This is a genomic window from Rhodococcus sp. NPDC060176, from assembly GCF_042728675.1.
Lineage (GTDB): Bacteria > Actinomycetota > Actinomycetes > Mycobacteriales > Mycobacteriaceae > Rhodococcus_F.
This window is the reverse complement of sequence record NZ_JBHWYS010000002.1, coordinates 590,680-617,076: the sequence shown is the minus strand read 5'-3', so window position 1 is coordinate 617,076 and position 26,397 is coordinate 590,680. Positions and strand designations below refer to the sequence as shown.

12 protein-coding genes and 1 tRNA gene are annotated in these 26,397 nt (G+C 63.3%); 4 read left to right on the top strand and 9 right to left on the bottom strand.

The genetic code is table 11. The features are described 5' to 3' along the window. Positions 1-117 precede the first annotated feature (117 nt). Genes ACFWEM_RS11170 through ACFWEM_RS11155 form a run of 4 tightly spaced genes read left to right on the top strand, consistent with a single transcriptional unit; the run spans position 118 to position 15,777 of the window. Positions 118-12,627 carry an amino acid adenylation domain-containing protein gene (locus ACFWEM_RS11170; protein ID WP_378533518.1) on the top strand — a complete coding sequence of 4,170 codons (12,510 nt, stop codon included), beginning with the start codon at positions 118-120 and terminating at the stop codon, positions 12,625-12,627. Further along, entirely contained in the window at positions 12,627-13,640 is a 1,014-nt protein-coding gene (locus ACFWEM_RS11165; protein ID WP_378534534.1) for a Fe2+-enterobactin ABC transporter substrate-binding protein, read from the top strand. The genes ACFWEM_RS11170 and ACFWEM_RS11165 overlap by 1 nt, the downstream gene beginning before the upstream one ends. Beyond that, on the top strand, positions 13,637-14,938 hold the full coding sequence (gene entS, locus ACFWEM_RS11160; RefSeq protein WP_378533516.1) for an enterobactin transporter EntS: 1,302 nt from the start codon (positions 13,637-13,639) through the stop codon (positions 14,936-14,938). The genes ACFWEM_RS11165 and entS overlap by 4 nt, the downstream gene beginning before the upstream one ends. Beyond that, positions 14,935-15,777, top strand: a complete 843-nt coding sequence (locus tag ACFWEM_RS11155) for a siderophore-interacting protein (protein ID WP_378533514.1) — start codon at positions 14,935-14,937, stop codon at positions 15,775-15,777. Before entS ends, ACFWEM_RS11155 begins: the two co-directional genes overlap by 4 nt. Here the strand turns inward: ACFWEM_RS11155 and ACFWEM_RS11150 are convergent. The 9 genes from ACFWEM_RS11150 to ACFWEM_RS11110 form a co-directional block, all read right to left on the bottom strand. Continuing rightward, on the bottom strand, positions 15,729-17,180 hold the full coding sequence (locus ACFWEM_RS11150) for an MFS transporter (RefSeq protein ID WP_378533512.1): 1,452 nt from the start codon (positions 17,178-17,180) through the stop codon (positions 15,729-15,731). The genes ACFWEM_RS11155 and ACFWEM_RS11150 overlap by 49 nt on opposite strands. An 877-nt stretch (positions 17,181-18,057) precedes the next feature. Beyond that, positions 18,058-19,455 carry a PLP-dependent cysteine synthase family protein gene (locus ACFWEM_RS11145; protein ID WP_378533510.1) on the bottom strand — a complete coding sequence of 466 codons (1,398 nt, stop codon included), beginning with the start codon at positions 19,453-19,455 and terminating at the stop codon, positions 18,058-18,060. After that, positions 19,442-21,796: a molybdopterin-dependent oxidoreductase gene (locus ACFWEM_RS11140; RefSeq protein ID WP_378533508.1), complete on the bottom strand. Its 2,355-nt coding sequence runs from the start codon at positions 21,794-21,796 to the stop codon at positions 19,442-19,444. Before ACFWEM_RS11140 ends, ACFWEM_RS11145 begins: the two co-directional genes overlap by 14 nt. 10 nt (positions 21,797-21,806) lie before the next feature. After that, complete coding sequence (locus tag ACFWEM_RS11135) at positions 21,807-23,399, bottom strand: ABC transporter substrate-binding protein (protein ID WP_378533506.1); 1,593 nt, start codon at positions 23,397-23,399, stop codon at positions 21,807-21,809. 160 nt (positions 23,400-23,559) lie between these two features. After that, positions 23,560-23,630, bottom strand: a tRNA-Cys gene (locus tag ACFWEM_RS11130). Positions 23,631-23,732: 102 nt separating this feature from the next. Continuing rightward, on the bottom strand, positions 23,733-24,359 hold the full coding sequence (locus tag ACFWEM_RS11125) for a class I SAM-dependent methyltransferase (RefSeq protein ID WP_378533504.1): 627 nt from the start codon (positions 24,357-24,359) through the stop codon (positions 23,733-23,735). 20 nt (positions 24,360-24,379) lie between these two features. After that, a complete protein-coding gene (locus ACFWEM_RS11120) occupies positions 24,380-25,102 on the bottom strand; it encodes a hypothetical protein (protein ID WP_378533502.1) in 723 nt (240 codons plus the stop codon). Beyond that, complete coding sequence (locus ACFWEM_RS11115; RefSeq protein WP_378533500.1) at positions 25,099-25,683, bottom strand: RNA polymerase sigma factor; 585 nt, start codon at positions 25,681-25,683, stop codon at positions 25,099-25,101. The genes ACFWEM_RS11120 and ACFWEM_RS11115 overlap by 4 nt, the downstream gene beginning before the upstream one ends. A 30-nt stretch (positions 25,684-25,713) precedes the next feature. After that, entirely contained in the window at positions 25,714-26,397 is a 684-nt protein-coding gene (locus ACFWEM_RS11110; protein WP_378533498.1) for a lysoplasmalogenase, read from the bottom strand.

Here is a 26,397-nt window from a genome sequence, read left to right as displayed (position 1 = left end):
AGATTTTCAGGTCGGGGGCGGGGCGGATTCCCCGATTCATCGACATTTAGTTTAGGCTACCCAAAATGACGTTAGGTCACCCTTGGGTGACGTGTGTCCACAGACGAGGGGATCAGTGTGAGCGTTCTTCCAGGTTCGAACTCCGGAGCGGCGAGCGAAGCTACGTTTGCTCTCACAGGAGCTCAACTCGGGATTTGGAACGCACAGAGACTCGATCCCGAATCCCGGAGCTACCTCGTCGGCGAGGTGCTCGAAATCTCCGGCGACGAACCGATCGACACCGAACTTCTGACAGCCGCCATCACTGCGACGATCGGTGAAGCCGAAACCATGCGGCTGCGGATGATCGAGACAGCGGACGGGCCGCGTCAGTACATCTCAGGCGAGCCGGTTGGCGTCATTCCCGTCACCGACGTCCGTGACGAGCGTGATCCGGTGGCCGTGGCGCACGCACTGGTCGACGCCGAGCGTAGCCGGGCCTCCGAGTACTGCCGCGTGATGGTGGAGCGTCCGCTGTACACCTACTCGCTGATCAGGCTCTCCGATCGCGAGATCTGGTGCATCCAGCTCTATCACCACCTGATCGTCGACGGATACAGCGCGGCCATGATTTCGCGCCGAGTCGCCGCGCACTACACGGCCGCGAAGAAGGGAACCGACGTAGCGCCAACGCGATTCGGTTCGATGACCGACCTGGTGACCGAGGACGAGGCATACCGGTCGGGCGAACAGTTCGTGGAAGATCGTGACTACTGGCGTGATGTCCTGACGCCGTTGCCCGCGTTGGACGGACGCGGCCAGCAGGTCACCGGTCCGGCGGAACGAACGATCCAGGTTCGCGAAGTCATTACCGCCGACGCTCTCCACCGCCTCAAAGAGGTGGCAGACGCGACGGGAACAACGTGGGCCGAGGCCCTGATCGCCTGCTACGGCGCGTTTCTCCACCGGCTGCTCGGCGAGACGGATGTTGTCATCGCGATGCCACTGATGGCGCGCGTGGGGCGCACGGCACTCAAGACGCCGGCCATGGCAGTCAACGTCCTGCCACTCCGGTTGACAATTCGCAGCCACGATCGACTCGGTGATCTGAGTAAGCAGGTGGCCGCCACGATGAAAAGCCTGCGCGCGCACCAGCGATACCGTGGTGAGAATCTTGCTCGGGACCTGGGCGTCGCCGGCACCGGCGCACTGCTTCACGGGATCGGAATCAATCTCAAGGCTTTCGACTTCGCCCTCGATTTCGCCGGCGCTGTGGGTGTACTGCGTAACGTCGCCGGGGGGCCGCCGGAGGACCTGGGTTTGACGGTGACCCCCATTGCGGACGGCGAAGTTCTACTCGGATTCGAAGTGGACGCACGTACCAATACTCGGGATTCGGTTCAGCGTCGCCTCGCCGGTTTTGTCAGCATCGTCAACGCGATGGTCGGGGAGGGAGATCCTGCCGTCGGTCAGGTGGAGATGATGACGGCGCCCGAAGCTGCCCGGATTCTTGCCGGCCGCGAGACCGAACCTGTGCCCGGCTCTGTCGACCTCGTCCCCGACGTCTTCGATCGCATCGTCGTCGAGCACGCGGATGACACAGTCCTCGTGTGCGGTGAGGAGCGTTTGACAGGCGCAGAACTCGGTGCCCGCGTCCGCAAGCTCGCCCGGTTGCTTCGGGCCCGCGATGTCGGCCCGGACGACATTGTCGGACTTGCGCTTCCGCGTACGTCCGAGATGGTGGTGGCGCTGTTCGCGACATTGGACGCGGGCGCAGCGTACGTGGCCCTGGATCCGCAGTACCCGGCCGAGCGGTTGCGGGATCTGATCGACGACGCACAGCCGAAGGTCGTGCTCTCCACTTCCACTCTGGCTGAGCAACTCGCCGGGGATTCTCGGCCCGAGCCGCTCGTCCTCGATTCCGACGCGGTGCGCGAAGAACTCCGTGCCAATTCCGAGCTTCCACTCGAACTCGGTGAACTGGCAGCGGCGCGGCATGGTGACCACCTGGCGTACGTCATCTACACCTCAGGATCGACCGGCAAGCCCAAGGGCGTGTTGGTCAGAAGCGGTGGATTGGCGCACCTGCTTCACCACCATCGCGCCACCATCTACCGGGACACCGCCGAGCGCGTCGGAAACCGCCAACTGCACACCGCGCACACGGCGTCGTTCGCCTTCGACGCGTCTCTCGATCAGCTGTTGTGGATGCTGTCTGGTCATCGGGTACACGTATACGACGAGGAACTGCAGAAGGACGCCGTTGCCCTGGTCGCGGTGTTCGAGCGAGATCGTGTCGACGTGGTCGACACGACGCCGTCGATGGCGGCAGCGATGGTGGACAACGGATTGCTGAGCACGCAGCGGTTGCAGCTCCTCGTCGTGGGCGGCGAGGCGGCACCGCCGGCACTGTGGGACGCGATCATCGAATCCGGAGTGCCGGCTCGAAACCTGTACGGCCCCACGGAAACGACGGTCGACGCGATCGCGACCACGGTCGTCGGTGCCGGACCGCGTATCGGGTACCCGCTCGCGGGCACCCGGGCATACCTGCTCGACAGCGCGCTCGAACCGGTCGCCGACGGTGAACGAGGTGAGCTCTACCTGGCCGGACCGCAATTGGCCAGGGGGTACCTCGGTCGAGCCGGCGCGACTTCCGAGCGTTTCGTCGCGGATCCCTTCGGGGCTCCGGGAGATCTCATGTACCGCGCCGGGGACGTGGCGCGCTGGGTGCCGGGGCGGGGATACGACTTCATAGGTCGCAGCGACAAGCAGGTCAAGATCCGCGGACATCGAGTCGAATTGAGCGAGGTCGAGGCTGTTCTCGGATCGGTTCCCGGCATCGGTGCGGCTGCCGCGCTGATCCGCACGGATGGGGGACGGCCCAGCCTGGTCGGCTACGTTGTCGCCGCTGTCGGCGCGGTGCTTGGGCCGCAGGAAGAGTTGCGCCGTGACCTCGCCGGTCGCGTACCCGATCATCTGGTTCCCGCCGCAATCGTCGTTCTGGACGAACTGCCGGTCACGGTGAACGGAAAGCTCGATCGTGCGGCACTACCCGCCCCGGCTGTCGAGTCGGAAGGTCGCGCGGCCTCCACACCTCACGAAGAAATTCTCTGTGACGTGGTGGCCGAGGTGCTCGGCCGCGAACGCGTCGGCGTGGACGAGGACTTCTTCGGCCTCGGTGGTGACAGCATCACGGCAATCAGCGTCAGCAGTCGCCTGCGGGTGCGCGGACTGGTCGTTGCTCCGAAAGAGCTACTTGCACAGCGAGATCTGGGAACCATCGCCGCTGCGGCGCGTGAAATTGACGATCAGGCCGACGTCGCTGCAGCGGTCGTGGACGTGGCGACCGGCACCGTGATCGCTCCGCCGATCGTTCGGGCACTGATCGACAAGAATTCGACTGACGAGGCAATTGCGGGCTACGCGCAGTGGACCGCAGTGCGCATCGACGACGGACTCTCGCTCGGTGACCTGCAGACCGGCGTACAGACGATCCTCGATCACCACGACGCGCTGCGTCTGCTGCTGCGGCGTGACAACGAGAGCGGTACTACCGAATTGATCGTCCGGGACGCGGGCGCGGTACGCAGCGAGGGACTCGTTCGCGAAGTGTCCGACAGTTCCGAGCCGCACCGGATCAGAGAGCTCGCCGAGGCGTCGGCGGCGAGTCTCGACCCTCGCGCCGGTGAACTCCTGCGAGTTGTGCTGGTCAATACCGAGGCCGGTCGACCCGACAAATTGATCATGGTGGCTCACCATCTGATCGTCGACGGCGTGTCCTGGCGAATACTGCTTCCCGATCTCCACGAAGCTACCGACGCTGCACGCGAGCGTAGGTCGGCCCGGTTGGCTACAGGCGGCAGTTCGTGGCGCCGATACGCGGGGTTGCTCGCAGAATTCGGGACCTCGGGCAGCAGGGCATCAGAGCTCGAGTACTGGAAGTCTTCATCGGTGCAGGTGAATGACGCGCCTATCGGCAGCCGTCGTCTCGACCCGAAAGTCGACGTGAGCGCAACCGCCTCCCGCACGACAACTGTTGCGCCGCCGGCCGTCACCGACGCGTTGTTGACCACACTTCCGGCGGCGTATCGAGCCAAGGCCGACGAAGTGCTTCTCGCGGGATTGATGCTTGCATTGCGCTCGTGGCAGCACAGCCGGGGCCGAATCGGGCTGCCCGCGCAGACCGTCACCGTCGAGGGCCATGGACGCGACGCGCTCACCAGCGACACCGACTTCGCCGGAACCATCGGGTGGTTCACCAGTGAATTCCCGGTTCGAGTGCCCACCGCCGCACTGATGACCGCCGAGGATCTTGCCGACGCGCTCAGTGGCGGAGCAGCCGCCGGGCATCTGCTGCGTGCGGTGAAGGAGGCAAAACGAGCTGTGCCCGCAGGTGGAGTCGGTTACGGAGTTCTCCGGCATCTGGATCCCGACGCTGCCTCTGATCTTTCCGAGTGTGCTGCTCCCGAACTGCTGCTCAACTATCTCGGCCGCTTCCCGTCCCTGCCCGGAACCGGATGGCGATTGCCGGAAGAGGATGCATTCGCGGTAATCGAACCGGCCACCAAGGCAATGTCGGAAGTGTTGGCGCTCAACGCATTTGTCCGTGAGGACGGCGCGCCGACGCTGGCAGTCGAGTGGACTGCGGCCGGTGCGGTGCTCGACGAAGCGACAATCGTCGAGCTGCAAGCACATTGGGAACGGGCGCTTGCTGCGCTGACAGCGCATGCCGCGCTCTTCGCCGGTGGTTTGACGCCTTCCGATTGCTCCGCCACGATCTTCGGCCAAGGCGCCGTGGTCGATCAGGCCGGGATCAACGAACTCGAAGCCGTCCACGGACCACTCGCCGATGTGCTTCCGCTCTCGCCGCTACAGGAAGGTCTCTTGTTCCACGCGGTCCGCGACGGCGCCGCAGACGTCTACACGCTCACTGCGCGTTTTGATCTCTCCGGCTCGTTGGACGAGGTGAAGTTGGCCGACGCGTTCGAGACCGTGATCGACCGGCACCCGAACCTGCGCGCAGCCTTCCACTACGAGCAGTTCGAACGTCCCGTTCAGGTCATTCCGTGCGGTGCCAAGGTTGCATGGCGTTCGGTCGACCTGACGTCGGTTCCAGAGTCCACTGCATTGCGCTCTGCAGATCAGCTCGAGGACGAGGCCGCCGAGCATGTCTTCGACGTCAACACACCGCCGCTACTGCGCGCACTACTCGTCAGGCTGCCCGGTGGGGTGCACCGACTGATCCTCAACGCGCACCACCTGCTCACCGACGGGTGGTCGACGCCGATCGTCTTGCGCGAGTTGATGAACGTCTACCACGACGGCGACGCGCACCTCCCCACACCGACACCGTACCGCGACTACCTGGCGTGGATCGCCGGCCGTGATCAGGACTCAGCTCGAGCAGCGTGGAGTGAGCGTTTGCGTGGGCTCACCGCGCCGACCCTCGTTGCCGAGGTAGGGGCACCGCGGAGTGTGCCCGTGGCGCTCGAGGTTCCGCTCGCGGCATCGGATGCCGACGCGTTGATCGAACTCGGCCGTGCGCGGGCGCTGACGATCAACACGCTGGTCCAGGGAGCGTGGGCGGCAGCGCTCGCCGAGGCAACGGGAGCGTGGGACGTCGTGTTCGGGGCCACCGTGTCTGGCCGACCTGCCGAACTCTCCGGGGTGGAGGGAATGGTCGGGTTGTTCAGCAACACGATTCCGGCCCGCCTCGACATCGACACTGACGAGCCTTTGCTGGATCAGTTCGCCGGGCTGCAGAACGCGCAGTTCGACATCGTGGACGTCGAGCACACCAGTTTGGCCGAGATCGAGCGCATAGCCGGGATCGGGCAACTGTTCGACACACTCCTGGTGTTCGAGAACTTCCCGAACTCCGGTGCGGGACAGCCCGCGTCGCACACCCTTCGGGTCGAGGGATTCACCAATCGCGGGGTCACGCACTATCCGATGACGTTGATGGCGCCGCCGAGCACCGGTCTGGATCTGGTTCTGTACCACGATCCGGCAGTCGTTTCCGAAGCCACGGCGCAGCAAATGGCTACCCGGCTCGCCGAGATATTGCGTGCGTTGCTGACAGAGCCGACAGCTCCGGCATCCGCTGTGCTGAAGGTTGTCCCTCAGTCACGCCCCGCTGTCGATGCGGTGGCTGTCACCGAAAAGGCAGTCGCGCCGGATCAGGTAGTCGATGCCGATCCCGCTGTCGTCGATGCAGTGTGCGCTTGTGTCGCAACGGTGTTGGAAATTTCCGACGTCGATCCGGGCGAAAACTTCTTCACTCTCGGCGGCCACTCGCTCACTGCGATGCGGTTGGTGGGAAGTCTGCGGAAGATGGGCATCCGCGTCGTCGTCTCGGATGTCTTCGACACCCCGACCCCCCTCGGCCTTGCCGCGACTGCCCACATCGATCGCAAGAAGTTCTCGCCGGATTCGGTTGCTGTCGTTGATCGACCCACCGTGGACGCGCGAACGGTCCGCCCCTCGGCTGTGGCTGGAAATCCTGATCACGAGCGGTACTGGGTTCGCACGCTTGCAGGCTTGCCCCTCGAAACGGACCTTCCCTACGACCGCCCGCGAGGCGCGGAATACCGTCCGCACACCTACGTCCGTCAGCTTCGCGATGCTCGGTTCGGTGACGGCTCGGGATTCGACACGGTGCTGTTGGCCGCGGTCGCAGCGACGCTGAACGGCTTCGGAGGTGGTCGAGACCTTGCTGTCGGACTGTCCTCGGAAGAGGCGGACACCCTCATTCGGGTCGACCTGTCCGGGCGGCCCAGAATTGCCGATGTCGTTCGACGAGTCGAAAACGCGCTGTCGGAGGCGCGGGCGCATTCCGATGTCAGCCTCGACCGTATCGCCGAACTACTCGGGCGCCCCAGTGGCAGCCTGTTCGCTGCCCGTGTCGGTCACTCTCTCGAAGCGAGCGCCGACCTCGAATTCGTCCGAACCGCAACAGAACTTCGATTGACGGTCGATGCCGGGCTGTTCGACGCATCCACCGCGGACGCATTGCTCGACGGTGTGATCGCGGTCCTGGGTCACGAAAACACCACTGTCGTCGCAGATCTGCGGCTGCCGGAGAATAAGTCGGATCGTGACCCGGGCCGACGCACGACGCCACCGGCAGGTATCTCGCAGTTGTTCGCTCGACAGGTCAGCCGTCATCCCGACGACATCGCGGTGGTCTGCGGTGAGGCCGGAATCACCTACGGAGAGCTGTCGGCACGCGTCGACGAACTGGCCCGCGAACTGCTCGCGGTCGGCGCAGGACCCGAGAAGGTAGTCGCCGTCGCGCTCGATCGAGGTGCCGATCTGGTGGCGGGACTGCTCGCGGTACTGCGCATCGGCGCGGTGTACCTGCCGCTCGACGTCGACTACCCGAGTGAGCGACTCGAGTTCATGATCGACGATGCGGCGCCGGTGTGTGTCCTGACCAGTATCCACAGCGCAGGACAGCTTCCGTCGGCAGTGCCCACGAGTGTGTTCGTGGACGGTGAGTTCACCAACGTCGATGTCGTGCTTCCGCCGCCGCCGGGTGCGGGTGATCACCTGGCATACATGATCCACACCTCCGGCTCGACCGGTCGCCCCAAGGGCGTGATGGTCTCGACTGCCAACCTCGCGGCCTTCGCGGACACCGTCGTCGAGGATCGCTGGATCAGGCCGGGTGATCGCATTGTCGCGGTGACAACGGTGTCGTTCGACATTGCGGCACTCGAGCTTCTGTGCCCGCTCGCTGCGGGCGCTACCGTCGTGATCGCCGACCGTTCGACGGTTCGCGACCCGGATGCGTTGTTGGCGTTGATCATCGCGAGTGACGCGACAGTGATGCAGGCAACGCCGGCACTGTGGCGAGTGGTCACCGAACACGAGAATGCGGCCCACCTCGCCGCGGTGCGCGCCTTGGTGGGAGGGGAAGCCCTCCCGCAGGATCTGGCCGACGAACTGGTTGCCAACGCTGCTTCGGTCCGGAATGTGTACGGACCCACCGAGGCCACGGTCTGGGCGACGTCTTCGGTCATCACGACTGGTGACCGAGTCACGATCGGTCGGCCCTGGACCGAAGTACACGTACGAATCCTCGACGACGACCTGCGCGAGGTTCCGGAAGGGGTTGCGGGTGAGCTGTATCTGGGCGGCGCGCAGGTGGTTCGCGGATACCTGAACCGCCCCGATCTGACCGTCGCCCGGTTTGTCGCCGATCCTTCTCTGCCGGGGGCACGCCTCTACCGCACCGGAGATCTGGTTCGACGCAGGCGAGGGGTTATGCATTTCCTTCGTCGTGCAGACGATCAGGTGAAGGTTCGCGGTTTCCGCATCGAACTCGGCGAGGTCGAGGGCGCGCTCGGAACCGTAGCCGGTGTGTTCCGCGCTGCAGCCACCGTCCGTGTCGATGCGGCGGGTACCGGAAGTCTGCACGGATACGTGGTCCCCGAAGGTGGAACCACGCTCGATTCGGTACTGGTGCGCAAGGAGATTGCGCGGCTGCTCCCCGAACACATGGTGCCGCAGACCATCACGGTGCTCGAAGCGCTCCCGCTCACTCTCAACGGGAAGGTCGACCGAAAGGCATTGCCCGACACCGTGCCGGATCGTGCGCCGACTCCGCTCGTAGCCGTCGACACAGATCGTCGGACGCGGCTCGAGTCGCTCAGCCCGGGCTGGCAGGACGTGCTACCGCTCGGACCTCTGCAGGAAGGGATGTACTTCCAGTCGGTTCTCGACGGCGCCGGCGGTACGGATGCCTATCACATGCAGCCGAGATTCGAGTTCGCTGCCGACGCCGACATCGACGTCCGCTCACTCCGCGCAGCAGGGGATGCGCTCTTGCGGCGTTACCCGAACTTGCGGGCGGGCTTCACGCACGCCGGGTTCGATGCCCCGGTGCAGTTCGTGCCCAGGGCAGCCGACATGCCGTTTCGAGAGATCGATCTGAGCGCAGTCGCAACCGAGGACATCGATCGCGAGGTTCGCGCCGTCGACGAGGCCGAATTCGGCAGGCTGTTCGACTTGACTGCGCCGCCACTCATCCGAATGGTGTTGGTCTGGTTGCCAGGTGGGGGAGCGCACCTCGTCTTCACCCAACACCACCTGCTGACCGACGGTTGGTCGCAGACCTTGATGTACGCGGAGTTGTTCGCGCTCTACGAGTTCGCCCGCTCGCACGGCACGGACCCGGTTGCACTCGACGGCGCGCTCGCCGCGCCCGCGGACTTCCGTGATCACCTGCGATGGATCGCCGAAGCGGATCGCACGGACGCACTCTCGTCTTGGAAGAACTACCTCGCAGATCTCGAGCAGCCCACACTGGTGGGAGGTTCGGGATCAGGTGGACGTGCTCCGTTGCCGGTGTTCACCCGAGTTCAGCTCGAGCAGAACATCACCGAGCAAGTTCGCGAATTGGCCAGGCGCAGCGGTGTGACGCTGTCCACCGTGGTTTCTGCGGCGTGGGGCCTGGCATTGCGCGCCGTGACGGGCCGAGACGACGTGGTCTTCGGATCGACGGTTTCGGGACGTTCACCAGAGGTCGAGGGCGCTGACCGAATGGTGGGCTTGGCGCTCAACACCATTCCGGTGCGTGTCCGGGTACGGCCAGGGGAGGAGATCTCGGCGTTGCTCGGACGCCTGTTCCGCGAACAGGGTTCGCTGCTGGAGCATCACCATCTCGGGCTCGGCGACGTGCAGCGAAGCGCAGGGTTCGCCACGCTCTTCGACACGCTCTACGTTTTCCGCAACACCCCTCGCGACGAACAGGCACGTCGAGACACGTTCGGGCGCAGTGGGATCGTCGGATTCGATGCGGTGGACGGCACTCACTATGCGCTCACGCTCGACGTGGATCCCGGCGTCGGGGATGCGGCGATGGCACTGACTCTCGAAAATCGTCCCGACCTGATTCCCCACGACGTGGCTCGGGACGTCCTCTCACGGACCGTCACGATCCTCGAAGTGATGGCGAATGCCGATACGGCTACGGTGGCGGACACGACGATTCCGCTTTCGTACACTCCCGCGGAATTCGCCTCACAGCACATCGTGATGCCGCGGCCGGATCAGGCCGGCGGCAGCGTGGACGCACTGCTACGCGAAAGGGCGGCGGCCACACCGGACGAGACGGCACTGGTCTTCGGTGACGTCACACTCAGTGCCGCCGAGATGAACGCTCGGGTGGACAGGCTGGCTCGGATACTCGTGTCGGCGCTCGAGGGGTCGGCGTCGGGCGAAGGGAGTTCAGGACCTTCCCGCGTTGTGGCGCTCGCACTTCCGCGTACCGCCGATCACGTCGTCGCGATCTTCGCTGTAATGAGAACCGGAGCGGCCTACCTCCCCTTGGATCTGGCTCACCCACCGGCACGATTGCGCGAACTGATCCTCGACTCCGACGCGGCGCTGGTGGTCACTACGACGCAGACGCGTGACCTCGTTGTTCTCGCCGGACAGGCGTGCGTCGTCCTCGACGACCCGGACGTGGTCGGGGTACTCGACGGGCAGTCTCCGGCACCTGTTGTCGACGAGGCCGCGGTGTGCGGGCCGACCTCACCGGATCAGCCTGCCTACGTCATCTACACCTCGGGCAGTACCGGGAAACCGAAGGGTGTCGTCGTGGGGCACCGCGGGCTGACGACGATGTATCACAACCACAAGGCCGAGATCTTCACCCCTACCGAAAACAGTGTGGGTGGTCGACGTCTGCGCATCGCGCACACAGTCTCGTTCTCGTTCGACATGTCGTGGGAGGAACTGTTCTGGTTGCTCGCCGGGCATGAAGTTCACGTGATCGACGAGCAGGCGCGACTCGACCCCGCGTCGCTGGTGAAGCACTACCGCGAAGTCGGGATCGACGTCGTGAACGTAACCCCCTCGTATGCACGGGAACTGATGGCTGCCGGTCTTCTCGACGGTGAGCGGACGCCGGTGTTGGTGATGCTCGGCGGCGAAGCGGTGCCGGCCGAACTGTGGTCGCGGCTACGCGATCAGGACGGTGTCGACGGGTACGACCTATACGGGCCTACCGAATTCACGATCAACGCGATGGGATCCCCGGTTCAAGGCAGCGAGACGCCGTGCTTGGGTCGTCCGATTCTGAACGCATCTGCGCGGGTACTCGATTCGGGTCTGCGTGAGGTTCCGATCGGTGCGGTGGGCGAGCTGTACATGTCCGGAGACGGAACGGCGATGGGCTACCTTCGCCGGACCGCGCTGACCTCCGCCGTGTTCGTCGCTGATCCCTTCTCCGTCGGCGGGCGCATGTACCGCACGGGTGACGTCGTGCTGCGTCGCCGCGACGGTGAACTCGAATACCTGGGTCGCGCGGACCACCAGGTCAAGATCCGAGGCATTCGGATCGAATTGGGTGAAGTGGAATCTGCGCTCGCGTCGTTGCCGGGAGTGCTGAGAGCCGCCGCTTCCGTCCGTAGCGAAGACGGTGCGCCGCCGCGACTGGTGGGCTACGTCATCGAGGAATCCGGGGCCGATTCAACCGATCTACGAGCTGCGCTGCGGGAACGGGTACCGGCGCACCTGGTTCCGTCGGACATCGTTGTCGTGGATTCGATCCCCCTGACGCCCAACGGGAAACTGGACCGGGGTGCGCTTCCGGCACCCCCCGCCCGAGCGGCGGCCCGAGCACCGCGCACCGAGATGGAAAGGCAACTGTGCCAGGTCTTTGCGCGGGTTCTCGGCGTCGAGGTCGTGGATCCCGAAGAGAGCTTCTTCGATCTCGGCGGCGACTCGCTTCGAGCCATGCGACTGGTGGGGGAGGTGGAGCACGACCTGTCGGTGAGCGTCGGTGTGGGAACGCTGATGGCCCGTCCTACAGTTGCCGAGCTCGCAGCACACCTTGACGAATCGGGGTCCGAGGTCGACCTGAGCCGCGATCACCTCCTGACGCTGCGAGCCGAAGGCAGCGGTGAGCCACTGTTCTGCGTACACCCGGCAGGTGGATTCGCTTGGCCCTTCGCACCTTTGACCGGCGTACTCGAGGCTGACCGTCCTCTGTTCGGCCTTCAATTGCCCACTGTCGCCGGAGAGCCACTCGAACCGACGAACGTGGATCAACTGGCAGCGATGTACGTCGACACGATTCGGGGCGTGCAGCCGAGCGGGCCGTACCACCTGCTCGGATACTCGTTCGGTGGCAACGTCGTTGCCGCGATGGCGGCTCAGTTGGTCGATATCGGCGAGACGGTGGAGTTCGCGGGTCTGATCGATACTCATCCACTGGGAGATCGCGACGAGCGCGACCGCGACGACGTCGACGACCGCGATCTTGCTGCCGCGCTGCCACCCGAGATCCTCACTCAGGCACCGGCACTGGTCGAGGCAGTTCGCGCTGGATTTGATGCCACTCGTTTGCTCGCGGCCCGCTCGACTGACACAACGTACGACGGACCGGTTACTCTGATCACCGCCGACGCCGAGGCGTCCGGACAAGTGCTGGCCGATCGCTGGCGCAGAGTCCGCGGAGACCGGGACATGGCAGTACATCATCTGCCCTACGACCACGCCGGATTGGTGACCCCAGCCGGGTGGGCGGCAATTGCCCCGCTGCTCGACAGTCGTCTGTCGAAACGCACAGGCCACAGAGTTCGAAACCGCACAGTCGAAAACCACACAGTTGGAAACACAATGGGAGCTCAATGATGAAGTCCACACCGCCCCTCGCGATACGGAGTTGGCGACGATTCGTCGCCATCGCAGGGTTGCTGATCGTCGCACTCGTGGCGATGATCGGTTGCAGTAGCGATTCGAACGACGAACCGACCAAGGCTGCAGAGCCCACGACCCGCGTGATCGAAACCGAGAAGGGTTCGGTCACCGTGCCCGCGTCAGCGGAGCGCATCGTGGTTCTGAGCGGCGGTCTCGCCGGATACCTGTACGCCCTGGACGCACCGGTGGTTGCCACCGATACCCGCGTCCTCGGTGTCACGAACCTCGACGGTGGATTCCCGCCGGCATGGTCGGACGCCGCAAAGGCGCAGGGCACCAAGGAATTGCCGGCCGGCGAGCAGCTCAACATCGAAGCCGTCGCGGCGGCTGAACCCGACCTGATCATCGGCGGTGGACAGGGCATCACCTCGGTTCAGGCCGAGGAACTCTACGATCAGCTCACCGCTATCGCACCCACCGTCTTGGTCCCCAAGACGGTCGCCGCGTGGGACAAGCAGCTCGAAATCGTCGCCGACGCGGCGGGCCGTTCCGACCAGGTTCCGGCACTGATGAGCGCATACGAGGACAAGGTCAAAGAGGTCAAGGGCAAGATCAAGGTTCCCGAGGGCAACGTCGTCTACTTCCTCTCGGTCTCGAGCAACAAGCCGTACCTCGTTCCGCCGACGGCCGCGCTGCCCGCGATGCTCGCCGAGCTCGGCTTCAAGGCCGACGACGTCATGGCCAAGGCAGGCAACCCGCAGCTCTTCGGCTCAGGTGACTCGTTCGAGGTCAGCCCGGAACTGCTCTCGCAGGTCGCCGATGCGCCTGTCGCCTTTGTCATTCCGGTATCCGGTCGCCCGATGGCCGAGCTTGCCACCGATCCGCTCTACTCGCAGTTGCCGTCGTTCAAGGCAGGCACGACGTTCGAGCTCCCCGCCAGCAGCTACCGTCCTGACTACGACGGCGCAATGGCTACTCTCGACCTGATCGGCCAGACCTTCGCATGACTCGATTCGGTGGGCTGGTGATCGATGTTTCACCCTTGCGGACCAGCCGTCCCTTCAGGTACGCCTTTTCCGCGCGATTGATCTCGCTGCTCGGGATCGGACTGCTCGTCGTAGCCGTCCCCGCGCAGACGTACCAGCTCACCGGGTCGACTTTGCAGGTTGCCGGAGTGTCCACGGCGATGGCCATCGCCATGTTCTTCGGCAGCCTGTTCGGCGGCGTGCTCGCTGATCGTTACGACCGGCGACGCACAATCCAGTTGGCCCGCAGCGCTGCGGGTCTCGGCTTTGTCATTCTCGGGTGCAATGCGCTTATGCCGCACCCGTCGATGTGGGTCATCTACGTCGCGGCCGCTGTCGACGGAATGGCCGGCGGCGTCAGTAGTTCGGCCCTGATGGCATTGATGCCGACGTTGTTGCCGCGCAACAAGATGGCAGCGGCCGGCGCGTTGGTAGCGCTGACCACGGACATCGGGACGATGATCTCGCCGGCAATCGCCGGTGTGATCATCGCCTCCGGCGGCATCCCCGCGACATATTTTGTTGCTGCCGTGGCTACCGCAGCAACGGTCACGTTGTTCCAAGCCATAGGCCCGTCGCCTGCACCGGGTACGAATCACGAAAGCCCGATGCGCGCGCTCGTGACCGGCGTGAAATTCGCCGGCACGCACACCGTCATTCGCGGCATCCTGATCAGCGGTCTGTTGGTCATGTTCGTCAGCGGGCCGATGGTGTTGCTGCCTGCCTTCGTCGACCAGGTCCTCGGCGGCGGACCCACCATGCTCGGTCTGCTCTACGGTGCACCGGCCGTCGGCGCCGTGATCGGTTCGCTCACCAGCGGCTGGACCGGACGAGTACGCCGCAACGGTGCCGCGATGCTGATCTCGGTAGCGTTGATGCCGCTCGGCCTCGTGGTTCTGGGTGCGTCGGGAGCAGCTATCGTCGCGTTCCTCGGTCTCGCCGGATTCGGCCTCGGACGCGCCCTCAACGACATTTTGAGATTTGCCGTCCTTCAACAGAACACGCCGGACGAATTGCGCGGACGCGTGTCGAGTCTGTGGATGGTGCAGGCCGTGACGGGCACGGCGATCGGTTCGATGGCAGCCGGGTTCCTCGGGCAGTGGCTCGAGCCTGGCGCCGCACTGCTGGCCTTGGGTCTCGCCGGTCTGACACTGGGCCTGGTGCTCCTGGCAACCTTGGGTTCGGTGCGCCGGGTAACTTCGGAGATCACCGAAGTAGATCACTCCGACATCATTGTGCCGGTGGGTAATGCTCCGCCGGAAAAGGAAGGTAGTTCATGAACCGAGGAGACCACCTCGCGACCATCGCCGAAGTGCTGGCGGGCAACACCGGTGCAAAAGTGCCATACCCCATCGGTATTCGCGAACTCGAAGTTGTTCGCAGCGAAATGGTCGGATCAGGACTGCTGCGTCTGACCTTGGGTGGACCCGAGTTGGCGGGCTTCGAATCGCACGCACCCGACGAGCATGTCCGCCTTGTCTATCCGGATGCCGACGGCACTTTGCGACTGCCCGAACGAGACGGATTCAGCCTGAAGTGGCCTCGTCCACTGCCGATTTCGCGTGAGTACACCGTCCGTCGCTACGACGCCGAGGGTGGAGAGTTGGACCTCGACTTCGCGCTCCACGAAGGTGGCTACGCCTCTGACTGGGCTCAGGCCGCAACGATCGGCACTCGGGTGCACGTGGCCGGGCCGCCCGGCGGCATCGTGGTTCCGTGGACCTACGACCGCTATCTGCTCGCCGGCGACATCACCGCCCTTCCTGCCATTGCTCGTTGGCTCGAGATGATGCCCGCTGCTGCAGCAGGGTGGGTGTTCGTCGAGATCACCGACCCTTCGCAGGAAATCGAACTCACCGTTCCGGAAGGCGTCGAGGTGCGATGGCTGCACCGCGGCGACGTCCCAGCCGGTCACTCGGATCTGCTCGAGCAGGCAGTGCGGACGGTCACCGTCCCTGAGGGCGAACGCGTCTACGCCTGGATCTCCGGTGAGGCCACCAGCCTCAAGCCGATTCGCAGATTCGTGCGCGACGAACTCGGATTGAGCTCGGGCGATCACCTGATCACCGGTTACTGGAAGCGCGGAGTCGCGGACTTCGACGAGGACGACGACCACTGAACGTCGGTAGCCCCAGCCCCAGCCTTCGGCATCGTCACCGCGACAACGAGTCCGACAATCGCAACGATTGCCGCTACACCGAAAGCTGTGGCGAATGCCGAGTGCTGGGGAAGACCGCCTGACGATGTCGCGCCCGCGATGATCCCGGCAGCAATCTGGGTCCCGACGGCGGAACCCAACGACCTGGCGATAGTGATGATCGCCGTGGTGACACCCACTCGGTCTGCCGCTGCGCTGTCGGCGGAGATGACGAATACTGCAGTCGACGCAGCGGCGACGCCGGTACCCGCCAAGATCAGGACGACAACGATCTGCCACATTGTCGTGGCAAAGACGCCGACCGCGCCGCTGAGGCCGAGGAAGGCAACTCCCGCTACTGCAACGGCTTTCGTACCCACACGTTGTGCCAACTTTCCGGAGATCACCGAGGCGATCACCGCTGCGCCGTAGCCGATGCACAGCAGGAATCCGATGGCACTGGTCGACGCGCCGCGGCCGAATCCGCTCTCCGCCGGTACGGCGAGTTGTTGCGGAAGGAGATAGACGACTGCGCCGTAGGTAAATCCGAAAACCACGCCGGCGACCACAGCGCTCCACATCGAACGATGCCGCATCATCGTCAGGTCGACCATCGGCTCGTGTGTCCGGCTCTGATACCTGGCCCAGATCGAGAACACCGCAGCGGCAGCGAGAACAAGCAGCATCGACGTCGGTGCGCCCCACCCGTTGCTCGACGCGCTCGCCAGCCATGCTGTCAGCGTCAGCAGCCCCAGCGCCAATCCGCCCGCTCCCGGCCAATCGAGTCGGCCGCCGATGTTCGAGTTGTGATCCCGTGGTGTGCTCACGGCAAAAGCAAGAGCGCCGAGGAGGACGAAGGCGGTCGGCACTGCGTACATCGCTGTGCGGGAGATGTTTTCGGCTACCGGTCCCGCCAGCACGACTCCCAGAGCCCCGCCCGCGACGACGACGGCACCGAGCAATCCGGTAGCAGTTTTCAGTTGTTCCGAGGACAGAGTGCGTCGCAGGACCACGAAGCTCACGGGCAACAACCCGAGCCCGAATCCCTGGAGAAACTGGCCGAGGACAAATAGCGGGAACATCGTTGCGAGAGCGGACACACTGCCGCCGAGGACGACGATGGTCGTGATCGCGAGCAACGTGGGACGGGCGCCGTAAACGTCGGCTATTCGGCCGGCCATCGGCGTGACGAGAACGGTGCTCAACGTCAGAGCGACGGATGCCAACGCCCCGACGTCGGCACTCACCCCGAAGTCCCTCTGTACCAGGGGGAGTGCGGGGACGATGATGCTTTCGAGAGCGGCGACCGCAGCGATCAGCAATGTCAGGCTGGCAATTGTTGCTACCGGTCGCTGCCGATTTCCGGAGTTGCTCTCAGTGGTCATCGGGCTCTCTTTCGATCGGGGAGTGAGGAGCTTCTGGACGCGACGAAGCGCCGCCCCACCAAGAGTCCGGAAGGGTTGTGGCACTGGTTGTATCGGGCAGTGCAGTAGAGCGTCTTGTTATTTCGTTACGCGTATCGTTATTGTGGAGAAATGTAGTCGGAGTCAGCGCACAAAGCAAGAGTCGAATGGGGCGGAAGTGGCGCCAGGTATCGCGAGACCACGACGGGCGAAGTTCGCCGTCGCCGTCGGCCAGTGTCAGGTGATGTGACGATCGGGCCTATTTCTCGACAAGCATGACGCTGGTCACCAAAATGATTCTGCGAGCAGGGAGTTCATCTGCCGGACACATCCAAGGTCCCCGTTTGAATGCCGGGTTTGTTAGCTTTCTGCCTGTGACGCGACGTCACGGAAAGTTCACGAATTACGGAGGATCACCATGGGTTCCATTTCGACGATCATCGGCATCTTCGAGCTCTACAAGCTTCTCGAGCCGCTGCTGAGCTCGCTGAGCTGATTCAGGTGTGAGATCCGCTGTCGAGCCGGGGCGCCGAGGGACTCGGCTCGACAGCGGACGTCGACGATTCGGCCGCGATCAGGATCCGTGGAACGGATGTCGGCACCGGCAGAATTCCATCGCTCCGGTGTAGTGGTCCATTACCAGTATTTCTGCGCACCGAGCGGGCTGCGGTGCGAGCCTGAGGCAGCGCTCGATCCATCCGCGCTCCAGCGAAGGGGCGGGATGTGTGCAGTTCGTGCATCGACCGGGACGTTCTGCGACACGAACGGAACCATGGTGCTCCGGGGGCATGCAAGCATCTTGGTGGTGCGAGGTTTCAACGACAATGGTTCCGCTCGAGCGGAAGCTATGTGAGGTGCGTCAGCTGATATCGCTGATATGGGCCAGCCCGACGGCGGCACCCGCATCGGCGACAACGACGTACCCGATATGACCGGTGAGCCGCAGCGCAGCTGCAAAAGTTGGCTCCGTCAGACCCACCGTCGGTAGGGACGGCGCGAGATGCGAGACTGCCAGTTCAGCATCGCCCGCCTCGCGTAGCCCATCGACGGTTACGATTCCCAGGATCTCGGTCACCGGAACGGACCCGCGGACAGATCGTTGTAACGCTACGGGCAACAATTCGCCATTGCCGATCAGCTCTCGTGCCACTGCGACCGACGCGGATGCCGGGACGTATCGAAAGAGGTCGTAGCGGTTCTGCAGTGTGTCGCGGACGACCGGGCCGGGAGCACTGCGGTACAGGGGAAATCCAAGTGGACCGAGCCAGTCGTCATCGAAATACTTCGACAAGTAAGCCCTTCCGGAATCCGGTGCAATAACGACGACGACGTCCTCTGCGCCGAGGATTCGCGCTGCTCTCAGCCCGGCCGCCACCGCTATACCGCTCGAACCTCCCAGCAGCAGCCCCTCCTCACGAGCCAGCCGATGAAGCGTGACGATAGCCTCGAGGTCGGTGATCTGTTCGATCTGATCGACGATGTCGGTGTGGTAAGAGTCCGGCCAATCATCCTTCTCCGTGTCCGGATGCAAGAAGTGGCCGACCGCCTCCACGTGCCAGGCGCGTCCGTCGCCGCCACCGTAGACGGAGTGCTGCGGGTCGGCTCCGATAACGGTGACCGTCCCACCGGACACTTCCTTCAAATATCCGCCTGCTCCGGTCACGGTTCCACCTGTGCCGATCCCCGCGACGAAATGACTTATCCGGCCGGAGGTCTGGTTCCAGATCTCCGGGCCTGTGGATGTGCGGTGAGCAGCAGGGTTGGCGGGGTTGTCATACTGACCGGCCAGCCAGCCGCCCGGAATCTCCTGAGCGAGGCGAGCAGCGATGTTGCGGACGAATTCGGGATGATGCGAAGGGCGACCACCCGGTGTCACCCGCACTTCTGCTCCGTGCGCTCGGAGAAGAGCAATCTTCTCCGAGCTTGTCTTGTCGGGAACCACGACAACTGTCCGGTATCCACGCGAGGCCGCGATCATTGCCAAGCCGACGCCGGTGTTTCCTGACGTTCCTTCGACCACCGTTCCACCGGGGCGTAGGTCGCCTGCGGCTTCAGCCGCACGGATCATCGCCAGCGCTGCGCGATCCTTCACGCTCCCACCCGGGTTGAGATATTCGAGCGTCACGTAGACCGTCGCGGCTGCACCGTCGGTCACGCTGTTGAGTTTGACCAGGGGAGTGTTTCCGATTGCGTCTGCGACTGAGTCGTACACGCCGACTCCTTGTGCGGCGGACTTCCAGTTGTCAGTGGTGACCATCGGTGATTTCTGATCCGTCCTCGATCTCCCACATCGATTCGAAAGCCCGAATCGGAGGTAGGGGTTCGTTGTACTTTTCGATTTGAACGAGTGCGCTGTGAGCACTGGGTCCTTGCGCGAGCCGGGACGTCCCTCGATCGGCCGTCAGAACGTTTGGATTCCCGTGGACGTCGAGGCCTCCGGGGGCGATCGGGTCGTACCATGCCCCGGTCGACAGTCGAACGACAGACCGGCGAAGTGATTTCGTCAACTGCGCGCCCGCGAGAACCTGACCTCGCTCGTTGTACACGCGAACAATGTCGCCGTCGGCGATACCGCGTTCGAGCGCGTCCGTTGTATTGATCTGGATTGGTTCTCGCTCACGGATCTTTCCTGCGCGTGAATGGGATCCGTTGTCGAACTGCGAGTGCAGGCGTCTCTCCGGTTGTCCGGACAGAAGATGGAACGGATAGTTACGTTGCGCCGTTGATCCCAGCCACTCACGAGGTTCGAACCACGCCGGGTGTCCGAGGCAATCATCGTATCCGAAGGAATCGATCGTCTCGGAAAAGATCTCGACCATGCCGGACGGCGTCGCGAGCGGGTTTGCCTCGGGATTCTCCCGCAGGAGCCGCAGTGGCCCCGGCGGCGCGGGAATCGACGGCGCGGGAATGACTCCGCGACGGCGTAATTCGTCCCAGTCGGGGATTGGGAAGCCCGACTCTGCTGCGCGCTCCCGAGTCCTGCGATACAGCTCTTGCACCCATTCGTCGGCGGTGCGGTTTTCGGTGAACTCTCCTCCGAACCCGAGTCGACTGGCTATTGCGCTGAAGATCTCGTAATCGGTGCGCACGTCGGGTGGTGGTTCGGCAGCCTTCACGATCGCGGATATATGGTCGTCGGCGCCGGCGGCAAAATCGTTACGTTCGAGCCAGGTCGCTGCAGGCAGGACAATATCAGCGTGTCGTGCAAGCGAATTGGCGAAGTGCTCGTGGACGACGATCGTCTCCGGTGTCTGCCACGCACGAACGAGACGGTTGAGATCCTGGTGGTGGTGAAACGGATTACCGCCGGCCCAGTAGATCAGTCTCGTGTCGGGAAATGTGTACCGACCGCCGTCGTAGTCGAATGTGCCGCCGGGGTTTTCGAGCATGTCGGTGATGCGAGCCACGGGGATAAACGAGTCGATCGGCCGAACCCCCTGATCGAAGGATGCGGGCTTGAATCCGTTCTGTGGTACGCCGACCTGGTGCAATGCGCCCAACGCACATCCGAAACCGCCCCCGGGAAGCCCGAGATTTCCTGTCAGTGCGGCCAGCGTCAGCGCCATCCAGGGCGCTTGCTCGCCGTGATCCGCTCGTTGCAACGAATACGAGGTGGTGAAAACCGTTCTCCGGCCGACGATCTTCCGTCCCAGCTCGGCGATGGTAGTCGGCGCGATGCCTGAGATTCTTCCCGCCCACTTCGGGGTCTTGGGTATTCCGTCGCTGTGCCCCAGCAAGTATGCCTCGAACTGAGGCCATCCCACGGTATGAGCATCGAGGAATTCCCGGTCATGGTGGCCGGAGACAACCAGCTCGTACGCCAGCGCCATCATGACTGCGACGTCGCTGCCGGGGATGACGGGAAGCCAGTCTGCCTCGAGCCCTGGATGCGCGTCGCCCGAGGCGGGAGAAATCAATACGAATTCTGCTCCCGCGCGGCGGGCGGTCAACTGGTCTCCGAGATTGCGATGGACACCTATCCCGCCGCCGTTCACGGAACTGTTGTGTGCGGCCATTCCTCCGAAGGCGACAACGAGACTGCGATGCTGCGCCACTTCTTCCCATGTTGGATTCGATGCGAGGACCCCTGCGTAGCCTCCGGCGACTCGACGGAGAATGACCTGCATCGCGGCGGACGAGTACGACTCGACTGACGCGGTGTATCCGCCGGCGAGATTGAGAAAGCGATGGATCTGCGACTGCGGGTGGTGGAATCGTCCGGCAGATCCCCATCCGTAGGAGCCGCCGAAAATCGCCGCGTTTCCGTGTTCGGTACGTACCCTTGCAATTTCGTTGGCCACCAGTCCGGTAGCAGTATCCCAGCTGACTGGTACATACGGGTCGTCGCCACGCGCGGCGAAACCGCGGCGTGTATCTCCAGGCCCGTGTCGGAGATAGCTCCGACGAACCAGCGGTCTTGTCAGGCGCGACGGCGCGTCGAGTGTGGACGGCACCCCCAACCCGATCGAAGACGGATCGCCGTCGATGGGGTTGGGGCGAAGTCCGAAGATCTGGTTGCCATCGGACCGTGCAAGATATGTACCGAAGTGCCCGGCGGTGGGAAATTCGGTGACTGCGCGAGAATCGATCTGCGTCATTTCGACTTCACTACTTCTCGATCCATGCATCCACGTAGGACGGCCACCACGGTGCTTGGAAGGCAAGCCCGTGCACCTTCGGTCCGGCGGCTTGGGTCTGGCTGCCTTCGGTGGCGGGGAACGCGTACCCCTTCTCGACGATGATCCGCTGTATTTCAGCGGTTTGTTCGTTGCGTTGGCTCGGATCGAGTTCGGTGCTCTGGGCGGTCAGCAAACTTTGCAGTTCGGGGTCGTAATCCTCGGTGAAGTACAGACTGAATCCGGGGCCGAAGGATGACACCAGCACGTCGGGGTCGGGTCTCGTGAGATTTCCGTACTGCAGTTGCCAGTTACCGGAATTGCGGTTGGTGATTATTTCGGCGGCGGTTACCTGGTCGATACGAAGCTCGACTCCGATCTTCTTCAGTTCCTGCTGTGCAAGTTCGTGAAGTGGCTTGTCACTCGAAGCGCTGAATTGGATACTGACGGAAAGTTTCTGGCCGTCCTTCTCCCGTATGCCGTCGGATCCTGGCTTCCATCCAGCTCTGTCGAGGATCTCCCTCGCTCGGTCCGGATCGTAGGCAAGATCGGCGCTCAAGTCCGTGAAGTTCGGATGAGTCGACGACAAGATGCTGGTTGGGACCTTTTGATACCGGTCGAAGATCGTGTCGTGGATCTCGTTTCGGTCGAGCCCGGATTGGATCGCGCGGCGGACAGATTCGTCGCGGAGCACAGGGTCTTTCACGTTGGCGTAGTAGGTGTAGACCACCCCCGCGGACGAGCGCGAAGCGATGTCGAAACCTTGCGCCGAGATGTTCTCGGAGTCATTCGCCGGGACGGTGGTGGCAACCTGAATCTGGTCGCTGAGAAGGGCGCCGGTGCGTACCGCGTTCTCGGGCAGGATTTGGAAAGTGATTCCGTCGAGATACGCAGGTCCCTGGTGAGCGTTCTTCGGCGAGGACCACTGGTAATCGTCGCGCCGCTTCACCTCGATCTTCTGGTCCTGGACGACATTGCTGATCACGAAGGGGCCGCTGCCGATGACTCCCTGGGCGAGCCGCTCCTCGGGTGTTTTCGTGGTGATCGTCTCAGGGGCGATGATGCCCAGGGGCTTCTCTGAAAGGGCTTGCAGAAAACCAGCTTTGGGTTGGTTGAATGTCACCTGGACCGTACGTGGGTCGATGACGGTCGATCCCTGATATCCCAGCAGGTAGGCAGACGACTGGAAAGCCCGGCCTTGCTTGCCGAGTTCGACGATATTGTCGAAGTTCAGCTTCACGGCTTCTGCATCCAACGTTTCTCCGTTGCTGAATGTCACACCATCCAAGAGATGGAAGACGTACGAGGTCCCGTCTTCGGAGACATCCCAGGACTTTGCCAACCATGGCACTACTTCGCCGGTGTCCGGGAGTTGCTCGGTCAGATTGTCGACGATTTCGACGTTTGTGAAATTGCAACCGGACGTCTGTGCCTTGTCCAACCCACATGGTGCGATGATGCCGACCGTGAGATGGCCCCCGGTCTGTGGCTCGCCGACGACCCCGACAGCATCGGGGGTGGAACTGCAACTTGCGATGGCGGCAGTGATGGCTACGATCGCGAGGACCGATAATCCTCGTTTCATGGGTATTCCTGTTCTGTCTTCGTAACTGGTTGTCGTTCAACGATTGTCAAAGTACTTGTAATCTTTCGGATTACGTCGACTTCTACGAACGCTGATTCAAACTCTCGTTCGAAGCAGGATCCAGCCTTAAGGTTCGGTGTCGGTGTTGGATTGCAGTGAGAGCGGATGGCAGGAGTCGAACCTGCGTGGACGGTTTTGCAGACCGCTGCCTTGCCGCTCGGCCACACCCGCATTGATCCAATTGTGTTCGTAGTGAACAACAATCGCCATGATTGCGATCAGGGTGAGTTGATCGCAGTGTGACGGGTTGCAGGGCGGAAGGCTATTGCCGGGCTAGGAGCGCGAGAACACCGCGACGAGGAATTCGGAATTGTCCTTGAAGGGGCGCAGATCCCACGTGGAGAGCAGCAGATCAGTCTCGAGGCCACTCGCGGTCGCGTCGGCAAGGAACTCGGGGAACTCGTATCCGCGCCCGACGCCGAACCCGATGACCACTCGGCCGCTCGGAGCGAGATGACGAGCGAATCCGGCCAGTACTGCTTGCCTGGTGGACGGGGCGAGAAATGCCATCACGTTGCCTGCCGACACGATGACGTCGAAATCTGCCTCGACACCGCGCGCCGGAAGATCGAGTTCGGCGAGATCGCCGACAAGCCACGTCGGGCCGGGATGGTCCTCCTCCGCGGCAGCGATGAGAACCGGGTCGACATCGACGCCGACAACCGCGTGACCGACGTCGTGCAGGTAACCGCCGAGTCGGCCAGGCCCGCACCCTGCATCGAGAACCCGACCACCGCGTCCGAGCATCGCGTCGATCAAACGTGCTTCCCCGACAATGTCCTTGCCGTCCGCTCTCATGGAACGGAAACGCTCGACATATCGTGTGGAATGCGTCGAGTCGGCTGCAGTAATCTCTTCCCACTGGCTGGGGGTGCGCTCGTTCGGGGCCTGTGCAGTCATCTTCCGAGGGTACCGACAGCTCACCTGATGCCGACGACCGTCCCGTCCGCGGCATATCCGACGAGGGTTGGTCGCGGGAACGTGAGCGCCAATGGAATCCAACCGTAGAAGCGGTCTTCGGCAAGAACAGTCGGATAGATCTTGCCGTCAACGGTGTGGAGTTCGGCCCGAACGGCGCCTCCTGCCCCTGCGTCGTAGATTGCCTCGTGCGGACCGGCAACCATGATGCCGGCTCCGCCTCCGAATGAATCTGCGCCGTAAAAGTCATCGCTAGATCTGCAGCCGTGTCCGAGGCTGATGAATTTCGACGGTCCAACCTTGTCGACGTCGGATGACGCCTCGAAAACCGGGGCGACGCACCTCCATCCGTCCGCGCCGTGGGCAACGAAGACGCTGAACAGGGATCCGTCAGGTCCGGGGATGGACCCGACCCGCTCGGCGGTGGACGGATCTATACCGCCGTTGATTCCCGGCATCGTCTGCCAACCCGAGTACATGTCGGTGAACGGTTTCGGCATCATCGCCGTGGCAGCGGCGCAGCCCACCACTCCCGCAGCGCAGACCGCTGCGACGAGAACGATGACACTGACTCGGCGGCGCGGAGCTTTGGTTGCCCCAATGTTGTTTTCGGTAGCCATTATTCGCGCGCGGGCGGCCTCCTGGACGTTCTCGGGCCAGAATTCGGCGGATACCGTATCGCTCGGTCGCAGCTTCTCGAGCGTGGTCAGCAGATCTTTGCTCATGGGGTACTCCCGTGTTCGGCGGCAGCGCAAGGTCGGGCGGTGTTCATCGGGATTACGGTGACGGATTCCGAAGCCAACCCGGCGCCTAATCGACGCCGAGCGCGAAAGAGACGAACATGCATGGCCGGAACCGAACACCCAGCGACCCGCGCGGCTTCGGTGGCGGTCAATCCGTCCCAGGCAGTCAAAAGCAAGGCTTCACGTTCGGTGACGGTGAGTGTTGCCAGTGCTTCGAGCAGTTCCGTGCGTTCGGTGACAGTGACGTCGGCGCCCGGCGTCGATGCCGCAATCTGCTCGATGCGTCCCATCTTGTCGGTGAGCGCGTCAAGGCGCCGAACGCTGCGACGGTTGTTGTTCACGGTGTTTCGAGCCACCACCAACAGCCACGGCAGTGCCTGCTCGGGAACTTCGTCCAAGCGTCGCCAGGCTACGAGGAAAGTCTCGGCGACAACTTCCTGCGCACTGTGATGATCGACGTGGCGGTAGGTGTACGCGAACACACGGTCGGCATAGGCGTCCCACAGGGCGGTGAACCGCTCTTCGTCTCTCGGTGGCGGCTGTTCCTCGGATTTCGGGGTCATATGAAGAGATGGCCAGCTGGTTGCTGATCCTTACAGCCTCTGAGCTAATGGCCGGTTTGTCGTATTACTCCGGCCGAGAACTCCGACTGTCAGAAGCAACAGAGCGAGGATGTACTGCGTCATGATCCAGATGCCCGCAGCGGCAGGCTGCCACCTGTTGGCCTGACCGAGCAGGATGAGGGCGTCGGAGACGAGGAAGAGAGCGCCGCCGATACCGGTGATCGTGTTGTACGCCAGTGCGGTTGATGCAGTTCCCACCAGGATTGCGGCGTACACGGGGACAGCAATTCGAAGTTCAGGTTCGAGACCGGTCCAGGTGTACGACACAAGAGCGATTCCAGCGACGGTGTAAGCGCACAGAAACCATGGCCGCCTTCGTATATCCCGAAGAGCGCCGCTTGAGAGAAAGAATCGGATGAAGCAGAGGTGACCGATCGCGAAGGCTGCCATCCCGATGACAAACGTGCTCTCCCAGATCAGGAACAAATCTCCGAAAGCACAGGCAATCAGTGCCGCAGCCACAATTCGAGGTCCGCGGCGGGCGACAACCCAGGCAGCCAGAATCGGAGCGAGCATGACCTTGGTGATCCCGTCCCAGGGCGCAGCATCAGCGGCATTGAGGGTCAGATGGACAATCGCTACCGCTGAAAACCCCACGAACCATGGCGACCGGATGGTGCTCGGCAGTCCGGCGTCCCAATCAGATTCACGCAT

Bases quoted from the DNA above. Each gene is read 5' to 3' on its own strand.
- ACFWEM_RS11140 (WP_378533508.1), bottom strand. From the start codon at position 21,796: ATGACGCAGATCGATTCTCGCGCAGTCACCGAATTTCCCACCGCCGGG.
- ACFWEM_RS11165 (WP_378534534.1), top strand. From the start codon at position 12,627: ATGAAGTCCACACCGCCCCTCGCGATACGGAGTTGGCGACGATTCGTC.
- ACFWEM_RS11110 (WP_378533498.1), bottom strand. From the start codon at position 26,397: ATGCGTGAATCTGATTGGGACGCCGGACTGCCGAGCACCATCCGGTCG.
- entS (WP_378533516.1), top strand. From the start codon at position 13,637: ATGACTCGATTCGGTGGGCTGGTGATCGATGTTTCACCCTTGCGGACC.
- ACFWEM_RS11135 (WP_378533506.1), bottom strand. From the start codon at position 23,399: ATGAAACGAGGATTATCGGTCCTCGCGATCGTAGCCATCACTGCCGCC.
- ACFWEM_RS11125 (WP_378533504.1), bottom strand. From the start codon at position 24,359: ATGACTGCACAGGCCCCGAACGAGCGCACCCCCAGCCAGTGGGAAGAG.
- ACFWEM_RS11120 (WP_378533502.1), bottom strand. From the start codon at position 25,102: ATGAGCAAAGATCTGCTGACCACGCTCGAGAAGCTGCGACCGAGCGAT.
- ACFWEM_RS11155 (WP_378533514.1), top strand. From the start codon at position 14,935: ATGAACCGAGGAGACCACCTCGCGACCATCGCCGAAGTGCTGGCGGGC.
- ACFWEM_RS11145 (WP_378533510.1), bottom strand. From the start codon at position 19,455: ATGGTCACCACTGACAACTGGAAGTCCGCCGCACAAGGAGTCGGCGTG.
- ACFWEM_RS11115 (WP_378533500.1), bottom strand. From the start codon at position 25,683: ATGACCCCGAAATCCGAGGAACAGCCGCCACCGAGAGACGAAGAGCGG.
- ACFWEM_RS11150 (WP_378533512.1), bottom strand. From the start codon at position 17,180: ATGACCACTGAGAGCAACTCCGGAAATCGGCAGCGACCGGTAGCAACA.